Here is a 21,870-nt window from a genome sequence, read left to right as displayed (position 1 = left end):
TTCCCATAGTAAAGAACTGCAATATGAATGACCGATTATCATATAATGATCTCTATATAAACTATCAAGAACTCCCTAAAATGCAGTAGTTACCGTTGTTTCTCCTAGCAAAATATGATAAGATTCGTGTATATAAAAGGGATCTTGTAGGCATTATGCCATTTTTCTTCACCTAAAACGGCAAAATAGACTCTTTTCTCACCTGAGTGATTTTGAAACGAATTCAGCTATATCACATTGAATATAAACATATTAGATAATAATCAGTATAATTAAACAGTGAGAGCATGAGGGCAAATTGTTTCTTCAAAAATATGCTACCATCATTCATTTAACACTCATTATCAATGGATTATATACATAATGAGAGCATGAGGGCATATTTGCTTATAACTTTCTATTGTTACATAAGCGTTCTTTGAAATTAAAAGTTTTAGTTACGTATTCGTTCATAAATTTAGAGTGTAACGGTATGAAAAGAATGAATATGCTTACAAACAGAAAGTCATATAGGCAGGTAGATACACCACCCCTTCCTTTACACTCAGGTTTTTAGGATGAATCACATAGCTCCCTCCTATACGCTGACGAAAACTCTCGTTGAACCGGGTAAGAGAACGGATGGAATATTTATCATTCGATTTCACCTCTATCGGAAATATTTTATATCTCAGTTTGCTGTGGTTCGACAGGATAAAATCTATTTCCATGTCGTTGCGATGCTTCTCTTGATTATATCGCGTGTAGAAGTACAGTTTGTGCCCGGCAGCCACCAACATCTGGGCAATTACGTTCTCGTAGAACATACCCTCGTTCACCGACAGTTTTCCCAATAAGATTTCCCGATAAAGCTCACCGTCAGAAATCTCATTTTCATCAAATGTATGACTGATAAGTAGTCCCGTATCCCCCATATAACATTTCACATATGTTCTGTCCTCATTCAGCGAAAGTCCCACGTTAGGGTCCGAGCAGTTAAAGCATTCATTGGCAATCATCGAATCGGAGAGCCAAAAGAAAGTATCATGATATTTTGGAAAGCTCGCCCCCTTTTCAATGCGATTCATCACTACACGTCTTTCGGAACGAGAAAGAAAAGCCGGAATCTGGTCAAATATACTTAGTACACTCGACCTGTAGCCAGACTTTATCTTCTTTATATCATTCCGGTACAGTGTCAGTATGTCTCTTTTTTCCATATCGGCCATTTCGAAGTTCCGGTTGTTCTCCAGATACGCCGACAGACTTTTCGGCATACCGCCCACAATCATGTATTGGCGGAACAGCAGCATAGCCTTGGCGTGAATCCCCTGTTCCAAAGGTACCTTTTTATCAAAGCATTGGCGGATATATGCCATCAATGGCTCTTCATTCATAGCCCAAGCAAACTCCTCAAAGTCCATGGGGTACATAAGTAGTGTCCTCTCCTCAGAAGGAATGGTAATATCATTTACATTCTCCTTTATGGAGATTAGCGAGCCCGTCTCTATATAGTCGAACCGTCCATCTGCAACCAGATACTTTATCGCTTGCCGGGCTTTCGGAAACTGTTGTATCTCATCAAATATGATAATGGATTCTTTTGGATAAAGCCTCACACCATATTCCGAAGAAAGAATAAGGAAAAAGGTGTCGAGATCATTCATGTAATTGTTAAAGGCCGAAATAACCGAGTCACTAACTTTGTTGAAATCTATCATAAGATAGCTCCGGTATTCATTCTTTGCGAACTCTTCCACAAGGGTGGATTTACCTATCCGTCGGGCGCCTTCTATCAGAAGCGCCTTAGTGCCTGCCGTTTGCTGTTTCCAGACAAGCAGTTTGTCATATAATTTACGCTTGAATATCATATCATTCAATGTTTATCATCTCATCCATATGCAAATTTAATGATATTTTCTGCAATACGCAAATCAAACCCCACATTTACTACCTGCAATACGCACTTTTACAAGATAGCATTTCACCTGCAATGCGCATAAATCTATATTAGAATGTGAGCAGTTAAATAATATCTTCCAATATTGACAATTTCACTCATTCAAATATATCGGCTGATATCCCGATTTTCCACTTACCTTACTATATCATCCCTTTGTAGGATGAACAATGATCTGTTTGCCGACAACTCTTGGTACTTCCGCAATGCGCTGATTCGTGCGAATTATAGAAATGTACGAAAAGAGGTTGAACCTGATATGAGTTTTTTGAATTTGTTTTTCAGAAATCTGATGATGGGAGAAAATCATGAGTTAAAGAATGGCTTTGTTGCTCCTCTCTACCCTAATAATCCCAAGCATCCGCGACAAAAGTATCTTTTGACGGTAAAGGGGTTAGCTATTTTCAATTCAACAAAATGATATACAACAACTAATAGGTATCACAGAGTTCAATGAAGAGCAGTCCATGTTACAGAACATTTTCCACATTTCTGCTTTACTCCTAGCAACATCCCATTATGAAATTCCATGAAACTTTCATTCAACCTCCTCACATTCTTCTCACTCGTTCCGCTTCGCATCATCACCTGCACCCATACTCTCAAGATACTGCAATTCCCGTTCCGCAAACTCACGATTCTCCTCCTCTCCCAGCATTTGATAGAGCAGTTCCCTAGCTTGCGAATAATATTTCAAGTTTACTAATACTTGTGCTGCCCTGCGCCGAAGAAAATGATAAAGTGGAAACAAGGTATTCTTTTCATCACCATACATCTTTATCTGACTGCCAACCAAACTCACCATAGAATAAATATACTCAAGAGCTCCTGTATCCTTCATTTCGACGAGACAGTTGGTAAAATCACGAATCGCATGAATGGATGAATTTCTTTTAGCATTAGTCAAATAATAATAAGCCTTTTCAAAATGCCCTAATGTGAGATAAACAAAACCGATATGATAACAAATCACATAATATTCTTCCTTGCCACGCTCCGGCAATTCTGTCCAGTGGACTTGATAATACCGAAAAATAGAAAGATAACACCCCAACGCCTGAAGATAACATTGCTGCCTGAAAAATTTCTTCCCCCAATAAATAGTAGTCTGCAAGGTAGGCTCGGTATAAGCCAGCAACGCCTGTTGTTCCTCCGTCAGTTCGTCAAACTGTTTGTTTGCCGCTTTTTCTTTAGCATCGTCCAACATATATTTCAACTCCCAATAATCATCATGATCCGTTGTCAATCTTACCTCAATCATACTACTGAATACTCTGCCTTTTTGGGTTTCATCGAAAAAAGCATCTACCCTGTCCGTCCGCATAGCCGACAACTTATAATAAAGAGATCGTTCATTACTGCCTTCAGCTTTCTCCAACGCAATCACCAACTGCCCTTCGGCAAGTGTAATACAGATCAGAGCATCTTTTCCCGCCTGTCCTTTTTCATCCATCACAGCATCTTTCAACCGAAAAGAAAGAATAGACAATAATTCGGTACGCCTCTCTATCCGCCCATTGCAAACCAGTGTCATTCCCTTTATATCTTCCTGTTTCACTGTACCAAAAAGAGAAAGAATATCCTCTATCTGATCCATATCTTGCCGGGAAACATCGACAGGTTCCAACAGCTTACCATGTCCAATCTCCAATTTTCGTCTCAACAAAGCCAAGCGATTTTCGAATTCTTTTTTCACCAACATGTCTTGTATTGAAGCAGATTGTTCTGCCAACTCTTTAAAACTACGGGCTATCATAAAAGATGACTCAAGCAATACCCGCAAATGTTGTTTTAACTGAGTTTCACTGCCCGACAAGAACAGACAGGCAGACAGACAAGCCGTAAAAGGTGTCTCACTTTCTCCATCCTCATGACTTTTACGCAAATAGCAAGTCCAAGCTGTGTATCGGCAGTTAATGTTGTTAATGTCAAAAACTATTTTTTTAGACTGTTCATAGCTACATGCGTAAAAATCTTTATAATATAACTGAATATTCTGACCTGTTTTTTCTCTTAACAAATGAAAATAACCTCCTTGAAAACCGATGATAATGGCATCAGCATCAATTCTCTTCACTAGTTCACAGTGCATGGACTGCACGAACCTGATAAGTTCATCGGTGGTCATCGCCGAATAAATCTTTTCTTGCTGCTTTTTCGGCTTTGCAACAAAATAATAAACTGTTACGAAAACCACCATCATAGATACGAAGACGACAGAAATAATCATATCTTGTTACAGTTAATCTTTGTATGTCTGTAAAAATACAAAATTAATCGGGAAATGTTAGAAGTGATAGGATATTTTAATGAATTCCCCTAAGAAGTTACTTAAAAATCCGGTTCAATCAATTCCTTCCGATGCATCCGGTGCCACCTCCACAAAATCATAAGACATAGAGGAAATTCCATTGGAGATATTCTGAAATACCTAAAAATAGGGATTGTCCATATCCATATTTTCATCGAACTTTGCAACCCCAAAAAACGAACAAATGAAGATACTTTATATAATACTGTTCATACAAATAGGATGGATATTTCCCCTCTCCGCACAAAAACAAGATTCCATTTATATCGGAACGCGTCATACATTGTTTTCTGAAATACTGAATGAAGAAAGAAAATATTGGATTTATGTACCTGAGACCAAAGCTGGTGAAAAAGGAAAGGCTTATCCGGTTCTTTATCTATTGGATGGAGATTCCTTCTTTCATTCCGTGGTTGGTTTTACGCGTTTCTTCTCTTCTTCTAAAACCTCAAACTTACCTCCTTGCATCGTTGTGGCTGTTTTAAACACAGACCGGACCAGAGATTTCACTCCTACCTGCTCAGCCGCCCGCCGGGATGGTACCATTTGTCCCTATGATAAGCCGGCAGGTGGTGGAGCTGAACAGTTCCATCGCTTTCTGATAGAGGAACTACGTCTGGAAGTGGAAAATAAAGTTCCTGCCAACGGTACAAACTTTCTTGTCGGACATTCATACGCAGGTTTATTTACCCTACAGACACTGTCAAATCATCCCGAGTCTTTTGACTCGTATATAGCAATAGACCCAAGTTTATGGTGGGACCGAGGAGTCTTTCTACAACAAGCAGCAAAGAATGTTTATCAAAAAGACTTCTCCAGCAAACATTTGTATGTTGCTTTCGCCACCCGCCAACGTCCTGCAATCAAACTTATTCAGTTTTCATTGGCCGACAGCTTAAAAAATAAGATCATCCCTGAAATGAAAAACAAGCATTTGCATGTCATTTATAAAAAATTTCCCGACGAGGTGCATGGCACCATTGCTCTTCCTGCCATTTTCGATGGATTAAAATCTCTATTTCATAACACTATTTCAACCAAAGAGGCAACATGATAATTTCTTGCAGTATTCAATTTCTCATCTGTTATAAATACGCTCCGGTTTACTATTGGTAAAAATAACATAACTAATGCCGATGGTGTAGCCACTCGCTCAATTCCGGGGTATTGCACGGCTATAATTCTCACATACCCTCCTGTTTAACATCAATTTAAGATTTCAAATTCTATACTTATCATTTTCTAGAATAACAGATTGAGACATTGTATCAACCTTGGCTACAGATTTATGCTATTCTTTCCGGAAATCATGTAATTAGGGTTATAACATCTGTAATTTATCTACACTGTATTTTCAGTCATGTACTTATCTTTGCATCAAGATTCTGGAATTCAAAACTTAATAAAATCAAGTGATAATGAAACGTATACCAGTCATCATGATTGCAAGTTTATTTGTTATAGGAATACCTGCCATAACACAGTCCGATCCGGTTCCCAAGAAAAATGGTAATAAGTATGTGCTTTACGAAGAACGTACAGATAACGGGGCGGTCTGTCACCTATTTCAAGCGCAACAAGCGAATGGATGTTTGGAAAAACCGATGGTAAAGGGTACACTGTTTCGCAGTGGTGTATGGCACATGGAAGAAATCAAAGGAAACCCGAAATCGCAAGAGGCATACGAAACGAGTAAACAAGTATAGGAAAAAAGAATATTATGACATTAGATGATTTTTTGAATCATATTGAAGCCGGCGGTGCACTCAATACACCGGAAATCTATCGGCTGATGGATGAAATGAGCGATGAAGCCCGGCGCGTTACCTGTGAGATAAACAACTCGTACCATTCACAAGAAGAATTGCGTGCGTTCATGTCGCGCCTGACCGGTAAACCTGTGGACGAAACATTCAAGATGTTTCCTCCGTTCTACACAGACTTCGGCAAGAATATTACCATCGGGCGTCGTGTCTTTATCAATGCCGGTTGCCACTTCCAGGATCATGGCGGTGTGACGTTGGGTGACGGCTGTCTTATCGGGCATAATGTGGTCTTTGCCACGCTCGATCACGGTACGGCTCCCGAAGACCGCGGGGCAATGTATCCGGCGCCTATCCGGTTAGGCAAAAATGTATGGGTAGGCTCCAACTCCACCATCCTGCGGGGTGTGACCGTGGGTGACAACGCCATTATCGCCGCCGGATCTGTGGTGACGAAAGACGTAGCGGCCAACACGGTTGTAGGAGGTGTACCGGCAAGGCATATCCGAGATATCGACAGGAACGAAAAGTGATAGCCTATGGAATCGGAATCACTAACCAACCATACTGCCATCCTTGTCAGATCCATCCGAACGGTACACCATACTGAACGGGTTGTGCGGATTGGTTCTACCGGGCATTGCACTGACCAACTTTCCGGAGTTCTCGTTGTATTCCCTTCTTCCGGTTGAAACGACGAGTGCCATGCCTACTGCCGGAGTCGGCCGTATCATAATCTGCAATACATCTTTATCGACGGCAGATTTTGCACAAGACTCTTGCTACTGTTCGATATCGGTTTCTCCATCATCATCATCACCAATGCGGCAAGAAAAAGAGGCTGATTTTCCTGATCTGCTTGAAGCGGGAACGTTGGATGAGATGCATGTAAAATAATGTCTGTAATTGAGGTTATACAATCAGTAATCCATCTACCGGCTTTTCCTGTAATCCGCTGTAATTTTGCACTATGAAAAGAAAACAAGAAACAATAAAAATTTAAATTACATCGGTTATGAAACGTACAACTATTTTAATGGCTGCTTTCCTCTGCCTCTTCAGCCTGACGGAAAGCCCGGCACAAAACACTCACAAAAATATGGAACAGTTAAATCTGACACAGGAATGGGACAAGACGTACCCGAAAAGCGACAAGGTGAATCATAGCAAAGTGACTTTCATAAATCGTTACGGTATCACGCTCGCTGCCGACCTGTATGCACCGAAAACGATTTTCGGAGGTAAGCTGCCTGCTATTGCTGTCAGCGGTCCGTTTGGAGCTGTAAAGGAACAGTCGTCGGGGCTGTATGCCCAGACATTGGCCGAACGAGGATTCCTGACGATTGCTTTTGATCCTTCATTTACTGGTGAAAGCGGTGGACAGCCTCGCAGCGTAGCTTCGCCAGACATCAACACCGAAGACTTCTCGGCGGCGGTGGATTACCTCGCGACACGTCCGGATGTGGATGCCGAACGAATCGGCATCATTGGCATTTGTGGTTGGGGTGGTTTTGCTATCAATGCGGCTGCCAACGACACACGTATCAAGGCAACGGTAGCTTCCACAATGTACGACATTAGCCGCTGTACAGCAAACGGTTACTTCGATGCCGCTGACAATGCAGATGCACGTTACAAAATGCGTCAGGAGTTTAACGCCCAGCGCACGGAAGACTACCGTACCGACACTTATCCCCGCACCGTGACGAACCCGGAACCTACCGGTGATGCGCCGCAGTTCATGAAGGATTATTATGATTATTACAAGACCGAACGAGGTTATCATCCTCGTTCCATCAACTCCGGTTTGGGCTGGAACAAAACCTCCAATCTTGCATTTCTCAACGCACCTATCCTTGCGTATGCCGATGAAATCCGCAGTGCCGTGTTGCTCATTCATGGAGAAAAAGCTCACTCCCGCTATTTTAGTGAGGATACTTTCAAGAAGCTGAAAGGCGATAATAAAGAACTGATGATTATTCCCGATGCCGTACATACGGATTTATATGACCGGACAGACATTATTCCATTCGATAAGCTGGAGGAATTTTTCAAAGAATACTTAAAATAGAAGGCTTCAAGAAAAAGGAATTGCCTATATCCTGATTGGCTTCAGTTCGCGGACGCAGCAATGTGAACATGACTTTTAAAATTAATAATGACTGACAACTAAAACAATATATCAAATGAAACTGATTAAAAATGCTGAATTCGGGGGCGAGCGTCCCTTGTTCGAGTCCCACGACCTTCGTCTGGAAAATGTGATTATTCGTACCGGTGAATCGGCCATCAAAGAATGTAGCAATATCGAAGCTGTAGATTGCCGCTTTGAGGGTAACTATCCCTTCTGGCATGTACACGGTTTCAAAATCGACCGTTGCTATTTCGATGTCGGAGGGCGTTCGGCATTGTGGTATTCCGATCACCTGAAGATGACCGACACGATTATCGACGCACCGAAGATGTTCCGTGAAATGGACGAAATAGATATCGAGAACGTAACGATGAACGATGCCGACGAAGTATTCTGGCGTTGTAATGGTATCCGCATCAAGAATCTCAAGCTGCACGGCGGAACTTATCCTTTCATGTTCAGCAACAACATTTATGTGGACGGACTGGAAAGCAACAGCAAGTATGTGTTCCAGTACGTGAAAAATGTAGAGATTCATCATGCAAAGATTACAACGAAGGATGCCTTCTGGGAAGTGGAAAATGTGACCATCTACGATTCCGAACTCAACGGCGAATACCTCGGCTGGCATTCGAAGAATCTACGTTTGGTCAACTGCCACATTACCGGTGAGCAACCGCTTTGCTATGCACACGACCTTATTCTTGAAAACTGTACCTTCGGACCTGACTGCGACCGTACCTTTGAGTACAGCACGTTGCAAGCCGATATTCACGGAGCTATTACAAATATCAAGAACCCGATGTCGGGATGCATTGTGGCTGACGAATTCGGTTCCATAACCATAGATGAGAACATCAAGGCTCCTGCCGATTGTGAAATCCGTCTCCGGGACGAGCGTACCTGTTTTACCGATTAAGATGAAGATATGAAATACAACTTTGACAAACAAATTTCAAGACGGGGAACCGATTCCTACAAATGGGATAGCGCAGAAAGCGAAAATGTATTGCCGATGTGGGTGGCTGACATGGATTTCCGTACAGCTCCCGCTATCGTCGATGCTTTACGCCGACGGGTAGAACACGGCATTTTCGGTTATACCCGTGTGCCCGACAGTTACTACGAGGCTGTTACAGGCTGGTTCGCACGTCGTCACGGTTGGACGATTGACCGTGAATGGATAATTTACACATCGGGCGTAGTCCCAGCCATCTCGGCAGTCATCAAGGCTTTGACCGTTCCGGGAGATAAGGTATTGGTGCAGACCCCGGTCTATAATTGTTTCTTTTCTTCAATCCGTAACAATGGGTGTGAAATGGTATCATCACCGTTGGTCTTTGCAAGTAATACTTTCACCATCGATTATGAAGATTTAGAGCGTAAGACTGCTGATCCGAAAGTGAAGGTGATGCTGCTGTGCAATCCTCACAATCCTGCCGGAAGGGTGTGGAAACGTGAAGAACTGGTACGTATTGGTGAAATTTGTATTCGACACGATGTTACGGTCGTTTCGGATGAGATTCATTGCGAACTGGTTTTTCCAGAGTACCGTTACACACCGTTTGCTTCCATCTCAGAAAATTTCCGTCACCATTCTGTAGTCTGTATATCTCCCAGTAAAGCGTTCAATATTGCCGGATTACAGATTGCGAACATTATTTGTGCTGATGCTAACCGTCGAGCGAAAATCGACCGGGCCATTAACGATAACGAAGTATGTGATGTCAATCCTTTTGGTGTAATTGCGACTCAAGTAGCTTACAACGAAGGGGAAGAGTGGCTGAACCAACTCATCAAATATTTACAGGCCAATTTTCTCTATATGCAGGAGTTCTGTCGGGAACATCTGCCCGAGTTTCCTATCACGGTATTGGAGGGAACCTATCTCGTTTGGATGGACTGTCACAGACTCGGCATACACTCGCAGGAACTCGAACAGCGATTGGTTAACGAAGCCGGATTATGGCTCAATGCAGGAACAATGTATGGGACTGAAGGAAAAGGATTCATGCGCTGGAATATCGCCTGCCCACGTACTACACTGGCAGAAGGATTGAAACGTTTTACTGGTTTCGTAAGAAATCTTTAAGAGATATATACGGCAAATTCATTTTTAATAGAACGCAACTATATAGTTTACCATACCAAGCATTACGTATAACAAAGTAAATAGTTGCGACTTAATTTTTTATCTCATTTTTTCTTTTCTTCCACAACTGATAACTATTGATGATGTTCTGCCACAAATTATATATCATAGAGTGTATTAATCTGATTATCAATAAGGAAGCCCACCTATTACTAACAGTGGGTAACAAAATAGTAACAAAAAAACGAAGAAATTCGCTTAGTGGTGGGCTTACGCTGCAAAGGTAACAAAAGCCCGCCAATCATAAAAATAAAGCTGGCGAAAAGAGAAACATTCTTTTTCTTTTCGCCAGCATCTATTTTGCTGTCAACACAAACAGGTTTAGTCCGTTTTGGATATCTATACAAAGCGATAAACTAAAACTCAATTTTCACCTACCTGAAAAAAAGTTCCTACTTCTTTTTGCTATTTAAAATATTGTTCGTTGTTTTGCGAACAACAAATAAAAAGGAGATATTGAAGTGAAAGATAAACCGTACACAGTAGAGCAGGAACAGATTGCTCGTTTTGCCAAAGCAATGGGACATCCCGCACGAATGGCTATTCTTGCTTTTTTAGCAAATCAAGAAAGTTGCTTCTTCGGTGATATACACGAAGTGCTGCCTATCGCTAAGGCAACCGTTTCTCAACATTTGAAAGAACTGAAAGAAGCTGGCTTAATTCAAGGAGAAATAGAAACGCCAAAAGTACGATATTGTATCAACCGGGAAAATTGGGAACTCGCACGAAAGTTATTTACTACTTTTTTGGGGGATTGCCAATGTAAAGGTACATCGTGCTGTGAATAACAGCACCTTTTTTTAAAATCATTGTTCGTAGTTCTACGAATTACGATTATTATATTAACTTTAAAGTAGAATTAGAAATGGAAATCAAAGTATTAGGAACCGGGTGTTCAAGCTGTAAAGCATTGTATGAAACCACTAAACAAGCTATTTCAGAATTAGGCTGCGATGCAACACTAATCAAGGAAGAAGATTTATTGAAAATCATGGAGTACAACATTTTAGGTCTTCCGGCTTTGGTGATTGACGGAAAAGTTGTATCAGCCGGAAAAAGATTGTCCCTTTCGGAAGTAAAAGAGTTGATAACCAAATAAAAAATGAACTATGAGAAAGTTATTTTATCTACTGATTGCGATGCTGGTCTTAATGTCCTGTGGAAATGGTTCAAAGAAAAAAAACGAGGAAAACAAAGCGGAAGAAATACAGCCTAACCGCATTGAAGTTCTCTATTTTCATGGAGCGCAACGATGTATCACTTGCAGGGCGATTGAAGCCAATACAGTAGCCCTTTTGGATAGTCTTTATTCCCAAGAAAAAGCAAATGGCAAGATTATCTACAAAGTAGTAGATATTTCTAAGAAAGAGAATGAAGCGATTGCAGACAAGTACGAAGTTACATGGTCGTCTTTGTTTGTGAATGGCTGGAAAGACGGAAAAGAGAATGTAAACAATATGACCGAGTTTAGTTTCTCCAATGCGAGAAATGCACCGGACAAGTTTAAAGAGGGAATTAAAAGCAAGATTGACGAATTGTTAAAACAGTTGTAAGATGGACTTTCTTCAATCATTATTAGATAGCAGTTCTGTTCCCGCTATTACAGCCTTTATATTGGGGATTTTAACGGCAGTTAGCCCGTGCCCGCTGGCTACAAACATAACGGCAATAGGATTTATAAGCAAGGATATAGAAAACCGTCACCGGATTTTTATAAACGGGTTGCTCTACACTTTCGGCAGAATAGTGACCTATACGGTTCTTGGCTTTATTCTTATTCCTATTCTTCGTGAGGGCGCAAGTATGTTTATGGTGCAAAAAGCTGTAAGCAAATACGGGGAAATGCTGATTGCTCCGGTGTTAATCATCATTGGAATATTTATGCTTGATATAATAAAACTCAATCTACCCAAAATTAATATCGGTGGGGAAAGCCTGAAAAAGAAAACTAAAGGCGGTTGGGGAGCTATGTTGTTGGGGGTCTTATTCGCTCTTGCTTTTTGTCCTACCAGTGGAGTATTTTATTTCGGTATGCTTATCCCTCTATCAGCAGCAGAAACAGGCGGCTATCTCTTACCTGTAATCTATGCTATTGCTACGGGATTACCTGTAATCCTTTTTGCATGGATTTTAGCTTATAGTGTTGCCGGACTGGGGAAGTTTTACAACCGAATACAGATATTTGAGAAATGGTTTCGCAAAATAGTTGCTATTCTCTTTATCGCAGTTGGAATATATTACGCAATAGTATTTTATCTATAAATAAACATTAAGTATCATTTTAAATAAAAAACAGTATGAAAAAGATAGAAATTTTCGACCCGGCAATGTGCTGCCCTACGGGTCTTTGTGGAACAAACATCAATCCTGAATTGATGCGTATTGCGGTAGTAATCGAATCATTGAAGAAACAAGGTATCATCGTTACCCGCCACAATTTACGTGACGAACCACAAGTATACGTAAGCAATAAGACGGTGAACGACTTCCTGCAAAAGCATGGTGCGGACGCACTGCCTATTACTTTAGTAGATGGAGAAATAGCTGTTTCACAAACCTATCCTACCACCAAACAAATGAGTGAATGGACGGGGGTCAATTTAGATTTTATGCCAGTTAAATAAGTATTCACCAATTAATTATTTAAGAAAAATGAGAACATTCAATTTATCAGATATAGAATTGACAAAATACCTTTTCTTCACCGGAAAAGGCGGTGTGGGCAAAACTTCTATTGCCTGTGCTACTGCGGTAGGTTTGGCAGATAATGGTAAGAAAATACTTCTTATCAGCACAGACCCGGCTTCAAACCTGCAAGATGTCTTTAATCAAACTTTAAACGGACACGGCACGGATATTCAGGAAGTACCCGGCTTAACTGTAGTTAATCTCGACCCGGAACAAGCTGCTGCCGAATACAGGGAAAGCGTTATTGCGCCTTTCCGAGGAAAACTGCCCGATAGTGTTATCCAAAATATGGAAGAACAACTTTCAGGTTCTTGCACGGTAGAAATTGCTGCTTTCAATCAATTTTCCGATTTTATCACGGATGCTGATAAAGCAAAAGAATATGACCATATCATCTTTGATACAGCCCCAACGGGACATACATTGCGAATGCTACAACTACCATCGGCTTGGAGTACGTTTATTAGCGAAAGTACGCACGGTGCATCATGCTTAGGGCAATTATCCGGTTTGGAAGAAAGGAAAGGCATCTATAAGCAAGCGGTTGAAACACTCTCGGATGCAAATGCAACTCGCTTAGTGTTGGTAAGTCGTCCCGAAATCGCACCTTTGAAAGAAGCTGCCCGTTCTTCGCATGAATTACAATTACTGGGAATTAATAACCAGCTATTAGTAATCAACGGACTTTTGCTGCAATTAGATGAAGCCGATAGCGTATCGAAACAAATATATGACAGACAGCAAACCGCCCTGAAACAAACCCCTGCGGAACTGCTGGATTACCCCTCTTATTCTGTTCCTTTACGGTCGTATAATCTATCTAACATTGCAAATATCCGCCGGATGCTATACGATGATAATTTAACAGACAATGCGGATTATCAACGGATTACTGATGCAAAAGGTATAGACGAATTGGTTAATGACCTCTATCAGTCAGGGAAAAGAGTTGTATTTACTATGGGAAAGGGTGGCGTAGGTAAAACAACGTTAGCCACGGAAATAGCCCTGAAATTAACTAAACTGGGTGCAAAGGTGCATCTAACCACCACTGACCCGGCAAACCACCTGAATTACAACCTTGCAGTTCAGGCAGGTATTACAGTAAGCCGCATTGATGAAGCGGAAGTACTGGAAGCCTATAAAAACGAAGTTCGTAGTAAAGCTGCGGAAACAATGACTGCCGAAGATATGGAATACATAGAGGAAGATTTGCGTTCACCGTGTACGCAAGAAATCGCAGTGTTCCGGGCTTTTGCCGAAATCGTAGACAAAGCGGAAAATGAAATTGTTGTGATTGATACCGCACCTACCGGACACACCTTGTTACTGCTGGATGCAACGGAAAGCTACCACAAGGAAGTACAACGCACGCATGGCGATTCTCCTGCTTCGGTAAGAAAATTATTACCACGTTTAAGAAACCAGCAAGAAACGGAAGTTGTTATTGTGACCTTGCCCGAAGCAACCCCCGTCTTTGAAGCCGAACGTTTGCAAAAGGATTTACAGCGTGCGGGAATTAATAACAAATGGTGGGTTGTAAACGCTTGTTTATCATTAACCGATACGGAAAATTCTTTTTTGCGGGCAAAGGCACAAAATGAATTGACTTGGATTAAGAAAGTAGAAGAATTGTCAAAGGGAAACGCTGCCCTGATAGCTTGGAAAAATAATTGAGAATATGAGAATTTTAATCCTTTGTACTGGAAATAGTTGCCGTAGCCAAATGGCACACGGCTTATTACAATCATTTGACAGTAAACTGGAAGTCTTTTCAGCAGGAACAAAGCCTGCTGAAAAGGTTAATCCGATGGCAGTAAAGGTTATGACTGAAATAGGTATTGATTTAGCCCAACATACCCCTAAAAGTGTCAATCTATATGTAGGAAAAAAATGGGACTATGTTATTACGGTCTGCGGTGGTGCAAACGAAAGCTGTCCTATGTTTACTGGTGAAGTAAAAAACAGGTTGCATATTGGGTTTGACGACCCATCGGAAGCAACCGGAAGTCCGGAATTTATCGACAATGAATTTCATCGGGTACGGGATGAAATAAAAGCCCGTTTCTATGACTTCTATCTAAATGAATTAAAACCGCAATTAAACTAAATAGTTGTTGTTATGGAAAAGAAACAAGGAATTGGATTTTTTGAAAAATACTTAACCATTTGGGTTGCCTTGTGCATTGTTATCGGAATTGCTGTGGGGCAATGGCTCCCGGTAATCCCGCAAACATTAAGCAAGCTTGAATACGCCAACGTGTCGATACCCGTAGCTATCCTGATATGGTTAATGATTTACCCGATGATGCTAAAAGTGGATTTTCAAAGCGTTAAGAATGTCGGCAAACGTCCGAGAGGAATAATTGTCACCTGTGTTACAAATTGGCTTATAAAACCGTTTACCATGTTCGGGATAGCTTATTTGTTCTTCTATGTCATTTTTAAAACTTTTATACCTGCCGAATTAGCAGAAGAATATTTAGCCGGAGCGGTATTATTGGGGGCTGCACCTTGCACGGCTATGGTATTCGTGTGGAGTTATCTCACTAAAGGGGATGCCGCTTATACGCTGGTACAAGTTGCAGTGAACGATTTAATCATATTGATAGCGTTTGCTCCTATCGTTGCTTTCTTGCTGGGGGTTGGCGGCGTATCTATTCCGTGGGACACTTTAATGTTATCTGTTGGCTTGTTTGTTGTGATACCACTTGCTGCTGGGGTCATTACCCGCATAATGATTATACGCCGTAAAGGGATAGAATACTTCAATAATGTATTTATTAAGAAGTTTGATAATTATACGGTGGGTGGGCTGTTATTGACACTTATCATCCTATTTTCATTTCAGGGAGAAACGATACTGAACAATCCTCTGCATATCGTATTGATTGCAGTTCCGCTCGTGCTGCAAACGGTTCTGATATTCTTCGTTGCCTACGGTTGGGCGAAATGGTGGAAATTACCCCATGATATTGCTGCGCCTGCCGGAATGATTGGAGCAAGTAATTTCTTTGAATTAGCGGTTGCTGTGGCTATTTCTCTATTCGGTTTACAATCCGGGGCTGCATTGGCTACGGTGGTAGGTGTGCTGGTTGAAGTTCCGGTTATGTTGATGTTGGTAAGGATTGCAAATAATACACGGAAATGGTTTCCGATTACAAAATAATTGTAGATAAAAAGGAGAATGTGTCCATTCTGACACATTCTCCTAATGGAATGTTTTTGTTTTACTATCACTTAGTTTACCGTTGACAACAGCAAGTATGTGTATGGCAAGACCTGTGATTTAAGTGATGATGATGTCTACAGTTTCTATGGCTTAAAGTACATCCGACTAGTGACATCAATAAAACTAAAGTAAATGCTATTCCTAGAATTCTCATATTATTGTTGATTTTGAGTTTATTTTATAATTTAAAATCTGAGTTTAACACCCGCATTCATTACAAATCCATCCAAAGGAGCATAAATATCCCGGAAAACAGGATTAGATATACTTCCGGTATATATAGTATCAAAGCGGGTTTGCCGTCTGTCGGTGAAGTTTTCAAAGTTAGCATACAATGAAAACATCTCCCATATTTTTTCAATCATGAAGCCGCACACCACATATTGTTTTCCTTTTTGTCCGTCTCCTAGTTTTTGGGGGCTGAAATAATAAGCCTCTAATCCTATTTTCCATTTATCTTCTACTTCATACATTAGAATACTGTTCAACCTATGTTTCGGAGTTAATATATTCTCTTGTTTCACCCCATTTTCTTTGGTTCGGGTATCGGTGTATGTATAGCCTAAGTATAAGTGGAAATCTTTGTATCCGATTTTTACATTCGTTTCTCCTCCTTTGCTATCTGTATTGCCGGATATGTTGTTAAGTCGATATAGCCCATCTTTTGTAGATTGCAATAATAAAGGATTATCGAGATAAGTGTAGAAGAATAATTGGTTTATGCTGAAAGTTACATTTCCATCGAAGATTGATGTGACATAATTAAAGTCTAAATTCAAACCATAACTTCTTTCGAGCTTGTTATTGTCTTTATCAATTGGCAATACATTCTGATATTGTAGCCTTTCGCTATCCTCTGTAAATATGGTAGGTGATTTATAGCCAAATCCTCCTCCAAGTCGAGATGAAAACTTATCCGTAATTTTGAAATGTGCAGAAACTCGTGGTAGAATTGCTGCGCCATAATCCGGAATATAGTCTGCTCTTAATCCGGTTTCCAGATTCAACCATTTTGTTGCCTCCCAATTGTTTTGTACGAATGCTCCCATGGTTGTCTGGTTGTAGTCTCTTAACTGAAAATCAGTAAGTTTCTTTTCATCAAATTTGTCTGTCCATAAGTTGAGACCAGCCACCCATTCTGTTTTTTGATTCGTGCGTGTGTAAGTCAATTCACTAAAGGTAGATACCTGAGTACCTTCAAAAGTATAAGTGGGTACACCGATATTTCTATTGAAGTATGTTACACTGTTTTTGAAATCAATTCTGTCTTTTTCGCCGAATTTGTGTTCGAATGTCAGTTGTGTGGAATGTCTTTGAGTCTTGTTTTTCTCGAAATAGGAATGTGTGTCATTTCCATTTCCTTTAATATACTCAATATCCCCGCCCAAACGGTCTTCAAACATAGCATTTAGCCCTACACTCATTTGCGTGTTCTCTGAAAAATAGAGAAATAATTTGGGGTTGAAGACATATCTGTCAAACTGCGGAATGGCTGTGAATCCGGTGTTAGAGGGGTCGTAAGCCCAATTTCTGTTGTAGGAAGCAAAAATGGTTGTACCGACCTTTTTGAATCGTTGCCCATAGAAAGCGCTGACGTCCAAACCTTTTCCGGATGTCCCGTTAAGATGCAGACCTAAATCTCTTTTCTCTTCGGGAGTTTTTGAGATAAGATTAATCAAGCCTGCTATTGCTCCACCGCCATATAAAGTTGAAGTTGAGCCTTTGATGATTTCCACTTGTTTTAAGTCAAGAGGTGGCGTTTGCAATAATCCCAGTCCGCTCGCTGCACCAGCAAAAACGGGGAATCCATCTTTTAATATTTGTGTATATCTGCCATCCAATCCTTGTATGCGGATTGATGCATTTCCGGATGTGGCAGAAGTTTGCTGGGTGATAATACCTGTGCTTTCGTTTAGTAACATACGAATGTCGCCCGGTTTCATGCTCCCTTTTTCTCCTAGTTCTTCGCTTGAAATAAATTCAACACGGGTCGGGATGTTTTGAATAGTGCGTGTACCTCTGGTTGAAGAAATGGTAACTTCTTCCAGCATTTCATCATCTTGTTCCAAGAAGATTTCGACCGGAGCTGAAGAAGATAAAGGGAATGTGTATGATTTGGTTTCCGATTCATAGCCTAAGTAGCTGAATGTGATATGTTGCTTTCCGTCAGGTATGTTCGAAATGGTGATTATTCCGTTTTCATCTGAGCTTGCTCCATTGGCGGTTTTATTAAGAACGGCATTCACGCCAACCAGTATCTCTTTAGTATCTCCGTCTTTAACGATTGCTTTAAATATGTTTTGCGCACAAATGCTTTGTGCCAGCAATGTAATTATTGCCAGTGCTATTAATTTAATTTTCATTTTTCTTGTTTTGTCAATTTAGTGCCACACACTTAATCTGTATTATAATAAGTGCACGACGTACTGGTGATGAAACAGCGGTTTCATCATCATGAATTTAATAAATAAATGGTGAGGTCATATTAATTATGACATACAGAATTCTGCTAAATTCATCAGCTTAGGCGGCTGCCAAATTGAGGAAGAGAAATGAGGAATCATTTTCTCTTTGTAAAACGAAAGGTTATTATTTAATAGAATTAATTCGGCGGTTGGTGAATGAAACAATTTGGGTATTGGACAACCTGTGCATGTGTTGCAATGTAGAAATGGTGAACAATTGCAGTCTGTACATGAGGAACCATCATTATCAGCACATGGTTCTTCTGTTTGTTCATTAGCACATTGAAACAGACATTTGTCTTCAAGAAAGCATGGAACTGTTGATAATAACAGCACCCATAAAGCTAATATGTAGGACAAATGTTTCATTAATATCTATGCTTTGTTCTGATTTTGAGCTGCAAAATTAGTTATTTATATTTTATAAACAAAACATTCTGCAATTTTTATTATATCTATTAAGAAGTTTGACAATTTTATGGTGAGGTGACCGCTACTGACACTCATTATCTTGTTTTCATTCCAAAGAATAACATCACCAGTGTAATAGTCCAAATAGATAGACTGATTACCATTGGCAAGTTGCTTAAACCGGATTCTTACAGGCTCCTTCAATTTTGCCTCTTGTTTCTTCTTCGCCATACTTATGTTTTTATTTTGTTACCGATGGCAAATATAGATATTTTTTTTGTTACTCAACGCTATTCGAGTAACAAACTGGTAACAAAATAAACGCATTTATTGGAATTAATAGGAAAATCGGAAAAACAAAGGAAAAGATGAATATAAACAGCAAATAACTAAATATCAATATCTTATATTCATTATTTTATCTCATTCTTTCTCTTTTTCCATAGCTGCCATGAGTTGATAATGTTTTGCCACACCACATAACTACCCGGACCGACAGACGATAAAGGATTAAGATACGTAACCGCCATCCAAATAGCTAGTACTGTATTTTTTTGCCCCAATGCCTGTCCTGCACTTATACGGTCATTATATGCACTACCAATTCTTTTACCAAAATAAAATTGTAAACAACAAGTTACTAAACCGGCAAAAGCAATCAACATCTCTACCGTTACATCAGCAGTACTGTTAACCAAAGAGCGAGTAGTCTGCCCCATTACAATGGTCAATGCTACCGCCCATAAATAAAAAGCCGAAGTATGATATTTCAGTAAAAACTTGTGGAGCCGGGGAATATAATAACGGAATAATAAAGCGATAAAAAACGGTGCAAGCAACAATGGAAAAACCTTACTTAAAATCTTAAGAAAAGCAATACCAAAAGTAACATCTGTATGTGGTTCAACCAATGGAAATATCAAAGGAACTGCTATTGCAGCCAAAATATTTGAAAGCAATGTATAAGTAGTCAAACTGGAAGCACTTCCACCTAGTTTTCCCGTAATTACTGCCGCTGCCGTAGCAGTAGGACAAATAAGACAAACCATAGCCGCCTCGAATATCTCCTTATAAGATTCATCCATCGGACAAAATATTAACAACAACGCAATAATACCACAAGAAATGGCTTGAATAGCCAACAACCAGCCATGCCATACTCTAGGAACCAACTCTTTTGGTTCAATTTTACAGAATGTAAGCAACAATTGGGCAAAAATCAAGGAAGGAGTTAAAAAAGAAATCAACCCATTCATAAATGGCTTTGTCGGCTCCAGAAAAGTGAAGTTGGCAAAAACAAAATAACCGATAACTCCTGCAAGCATCGCTAGAGGTAACGTCCAATTCTTCATAAACTTAAACAAATCCATCTTTCAATATTTATTTCAGAATACAAAATAAAAGAATTTAGTCCAAACACTCGTCTATTTTTCGGGTTTTGTGGCAAGTTTCGAATAAAAAACGCAAAACTTAAAGACAAAAGCCGAGTTTTCACTAAAAATCGCTACATTTGCAACTTAATTGATATGAAAACCGATAGACTTAAAATAATATTCCTGTTGTGTAGCCTGTGGCTGGTCTTTCCCTGTTTCTGCCTGGCGGCAAAGGGAAAGGACTTTGTAGTCGTCATTGATCCCGGTCATGGCGGACATGATCCCGGTGCTATCGGCAGACGTGGAAAAGAAAAAAACATCAATCTGAACGTAGCTTTAAAAGTAGGACAACTGATCCAAAATAACTGTAATGACGTAAAGGTAATATATACCCGGAAAACAGATGTCTTTATCCCTTTGGATCGTCGTGCACAAATAGCCAATAATGCCAAGGCCGATTTATTCATCTCTATACATACTAATTCCATAGCCCGTGGCAGAACTGTACGGGGAGCAGAGACTTATACGTTAGGACTCCACCGTACTGAAGAAAATTTAGAAGTTGCTAAAAAAGAGAACTCGGTTATTTTGATAGAGGATAATTATGAACAACGTTATGCCGGATTCAATCCAAATTCTTCTGAAAGCTATATTATTTTTGAATTTGTACAAGACAAAAATATGGAGAAGAGTGTAAAATTAGCCACTCTTATCCAAAAACAATTCAAGAATACAGCCAAACGAATAGACAAAGGAGTACATCAAGCCGGATTCCTAGTTCTACGTGCCACTTCCATGCCTAGTGTTTTGGTTGAATTAGGCTATATCTCAACACCGGATGAAGAACAATATCTTTTATCCGATGCAGGCACTACGGCGTTATCTAACAGCATTTATAAAGCATTCCTCAATTACAAGCGCGAACATGACGCCCCCATCGGCCGCAGCAGAGTACAAGAACAAGAATTACCGGAACCAGAAAACAAACCGAAAGAATCAAGAATAGAAATACAAACTGCGGAACCGGACACTGCAACGGAACCGGACAAGGTTACCAAAAAGCCTGTACCTGCCACACAAAAAAAGATCACAGGCGACCAAGCCCGAACATCTGCCAAGCCTGTATTTAAAATACAAATATTGGTATCAAACAAAATATTGCCCAAAGGAAGCAAACAACTGAAAGGTGTATCACCTGTTAGCTATTACCGCGAAAAAGGACTTTATAAATATACTTACGGAGAAAATACGGATTATAATAAAATACTACGCATGAAACGTAATATTACTCCTAAATTTAAGGACGCTTTCATTATCGCTTTCAAAAACGGAGAGAAAATGAATGTGAACGAAGCCATCAAAGAATTTAAAAAGAATAGATAATATAAAAGGTATAATTGAA

General features: G+C 40.1%; 22 protein-coding genes. 16 read left to right on the top strand and 6 right to left on the bottom strand.

The features are described from left to right. Window positions 1-491: 491 nt before the first annotated feature. Window positions 492-1,850, bottom strand: a complete 1,359-nt coding sequence (locus RE317_RS06725) for an ATP-binding protein (RefSeq protein WP_022508820.1) — start codon at window positions 1,848-1,850, stop codon at window positions 492-494. Window positions 1,851-2,102: 252 nt separating this feature from the next. On the opposite strand from RE317_RS06725, the gene RE317_RS06720 reads away from it, so the two are divergent. Then, window positions 2,103-2,360: a hypothetical protein gene (locus RE317_RS06720; RefSeq protein WP_117873342.1), complete on the top strand. Its 258-nt coding sequence runs from the start codon at window positions 2,103-2,105 to the stop codon at window positions 2,358-2,360. A 141-nt stretch (window positions 2,361-2,501) separates the two neighbouring features. On the opposite strand, the gene RE317_RS06715 is transcribed toward RE317_RS06720, so the two are convergent. Continuing rightward, a complete protein-coding gene (locus tag RE317_RS06715) occupies window positions 2,502-4,169 on the bottom strand; it encodes a hypothetical protein (RefSeq protein WP_008670115.1) in 1,668 nt (555 codons plus the stop codon). 265 nt (window positions 4,170-4,434) lie between these two features. Between RE317_RS06715 and RE317_RS06710 the strand changes: the two genes are divergently transcribed. The 3 genes from RE317_RS06710 to RE317_RS06700 all read left to right on the top strand — a co-directional run bounded on the left by RE317_RS06710 (window position 4,435) and on the right by RE317_RS06700 (window position 6,546). Beyond that, the gene (locus tag RE317_RS06710; protein WP_005839459.1) at window positions 4,435-5,304 is read left to right on the top strand and encodes an alpha/beta hydrolase; all 870 of its coding nucleotides are present in this window, start codon (window positions 4,435-4,437) and stop codon (window positions 5,302-5,304) included. 364 nt (window positions 5,305-5,668) lie between these two features. Next, window positions 5,669-5,956: a hypothetical protein gene (locus RE317_RS06705; protein ID WP_005839460.1), complete on the top strand. Its 288-nt coding sequence runs from the start codon at window positions 5,669-5,671 to the stop codon at window positions 5,954-5,956. 14 nt (window positions 5,957-5,970) lie between these two features. Next, window positions 5,971-6,546, top strand: coding sequence for a DapH/DapD/GlmU-related protein (locus tag RE317_RS06700; protein WP_005839462.1), 576 nt, complete (start codon window positions 5,971-5,973; stop codon window positions 6,544-6,546). A gap of 21 nt (window positions 6,547-6,567) precedes the next feature. On the opposite strand, the gene RE317_RS06695 is transcribed toward RE317_RS06700, so the two are convergent. Next, window positions 6,568-6,747 carry a hypothetical protein gene (locus RE317_RS06695; protein WP_005851217.1) on the bottom strand — a complete coding sequence of 60 codons (180 nt, stop codon included), beginning with the start codon at window positions 6,745-6,747 and terminating at the stop codon, window positions 6,568-6,570. A 281-nt stretch (window positions 6,748-7,028) separates the two neighbouring features. On the opposite strand from RE317_RS06695, the gene RE317_RS06690 reads away from it, so the two are divergent. The 11 genes from RE317_RS06690 (at window position 7,029) to arsB (ending at window position 16,156) form a co-directional block, all read left to right on the top strand. Further along, on the top strand, window positions 7,029-8,084 hold the full coding sequence (locus RE317_RS06690) for an alpha/beta hydrolase (RefSeq protein ID WP_005839464.1): 1,056 nt from the start codon (window positions 7,029-7,031) through the stop codon (window positions 8,082-8,084). Window positions 8,085-8,199: 115 nt separating this feature from the next. Then, on the top strand, window positions 8,200-9,066 hold the full coding sequence (locus RE317_RS06685) for a DUF3737 family protein (protein ID WP_005839465.1): 867 nt from the start codon (window positions 8,200-8,202) through the stop codon (window positions 9,064-9,066). Window positions 9,067-9,075: 9 nt separating this feature from the next. Beyond that, window positions 9,076-10,239, top strand: coding sequence for a MalY/PatB family protein (locus tag RE317_RS06680; protein WP_005839466.1), 1,164 nt, complete (start codon window positions 9,076-9,078; stop codon window positions 10,237-10,239). Between the two features lie 521 nt (window positions 10,240-10,760). After that, window positions 10,761-11,087: a helix-turn-helix transcriptional regulator gene (locus RE317_RS06675; RefSeq protein WP_005839468.1), complete on the top strand. Its 327-nt coding sequence runs from the start codon at window positions 10,761-10,763 to the stop codon at window positions 11,085-11,087. Window positions 11,088-11,164: 77 nt separating this feature from the next. Then, window positions 11,165-11,398, top strand: coding sequence for a thioredoxin family protein (locus RE317_RS06670; RefSeq protein ID WP_005839471.1), 234 nt, complete (start codon window positions 11,165-11,167; stop codon window positions 11,396-11,398). A 10-nt stretch (window positions 11,399-11,408) separates the two neighbouring features. Beyond that, window positions 11,409-11,852, top strand: coding sequence for a nitrophenyl compound nitroreductase subunit ArsF family protein (locus tag RE317_RS06665; RefSeq protein ID WP_005839472.1), 444 nt, complete (start codon window positions 11,409-11,411; stop codon window positions 11,850-11,852). Window position 11,853: 1 nt separating this feature from the next. Then, on the top strand, window positions 11,854-12,561 hold the full coding sequence (locus tag RE317_RS06660; protein WP_005839473.1) for an aromatic aminobenezylarsenical efflux permease ArsG family transporter: 708 nt from the start codon (window positions 11,854-11,856) through the stop codon (window positions 12,559-12,561). A 35-nt stretch (window positions 12,562-12,596) separates the two neighbouring features. After that, a complete protein-coding gene (arsD, locus tag RE317_RS06655) occupies window positions 12,597-12,923 on the top strand; it encodes an arsenite efflux transporter metallochaperone ArsD (RefSeq protein WP_008670121.1) in 327 nt (108 codons plus the stop codon). A 28-nt stretch (window positions 12,924-12,951) separates the two neighbouring features. Next, window positions 12,952-14,664: an arsenical pump-driving ATPase gene (gene arsA, locus RE317_RS06650; RefSeq protein ID WP_005839476.1), complete on the top strand. Its 1,713-nt coding sequence runs from the start codon at window positions 12,952-12,954 to the stop codon at window positions 14,662-14,664. 4 nt (window positions 14,665-14,668) lie between these two features. After that, window positions 14,669-15,097, top strand: coding sequence for an arsenate reductase ArsC (locus RE317_RS06645; protein WP_005839478.1), 429 nt, complete (start codon window positions 14,669-14,671; stop codon window positions 15,095-15,097). Between the two features lie 12 nt (window positions 15,098-15,109). Next, on the top strand, window positions 15,110-16,156 hold the full coding sequence (gene arsB / locus RE317_RS06640) for an ACR3 family arsenite efflux transporter (protein WP_005839479.1): 1,047 nt from the start codon (window positions 15,110-15,112) through the stop codon (window positions 16,154-16,156). A gap of 248 nt (window positions 16,157-16,404) precedes the next feature. On the opposite strand, the gene RE317_RS06635 is transcribed toward arsB, so the two are convergent. From RE317_RS06635 to RE317_RS06625, 3 genes are all read right to left on the bottom strand, one after another. Beyond that, window positions 16,405-18,582: a TonB-dependent receptor gene (locus tag RE317_RS06635; protein ID WP_005839481.1), complete on the bottom strand. Its 2,178-nt coding sequence runs from the start codon at window positions 18,580-18,582 to the stop codon at window positions 16,405-16,407. A 516-nt stretch (window positions 18,583-19,098) separates the two neighbouring features. Continuing rightward, on the bottom strand, window positions 19,099-19,326 hold the full coding sequence (locus tag RE317_RS06630) for a hypothetical protein (protein ID WP_005839483.1): 228 nt from the start codon (window positions 19,324-19,326) through the stop codon (window positions 19,099-19,101). 182 nt (window positions 19,327-19,508) lie between these two features. Next, window positions 19,509-20,465, bottom strand: coding sequence for a transporter (locus RE317_RS06625; protein ID WP_005839485.1), 957 nt, complete (start codon window positions 20,463-20,465; stop codon window positions 19,509-19,511). Between the two features lie 156 nt (window positions 20,466-20,621). Between RE317_RS06625 and RE317_RS06620 the strand changes: the two genes are divergently transcribed. Then, window positions 20,622-21,851, top strand: coding sequence for an N-acetylmuramoyl-L-alanine amidase (locus RE317_RS06620; protein WP_008670127.1), 1,230 nt, complete (start codon window positions 20,622-20,624; stop codon window positions 21,849-21,851). The last annotated feature ends 19 nt before the right edge of the window (window positions 21,852-21,870 follow it).

Source organism: Phocaeicola sp. GP0067, assembly GCF_031119655.1.
GTDB lineage: Bacteria > Bacteroidota > Bacteroidia > Bacteroidales > Bacteroidaceae > Phocaeicola > Phocaeicola vulgatus.
This window is presented reverse-complemented; position numbering and strand designations above follow the sequence as displayed.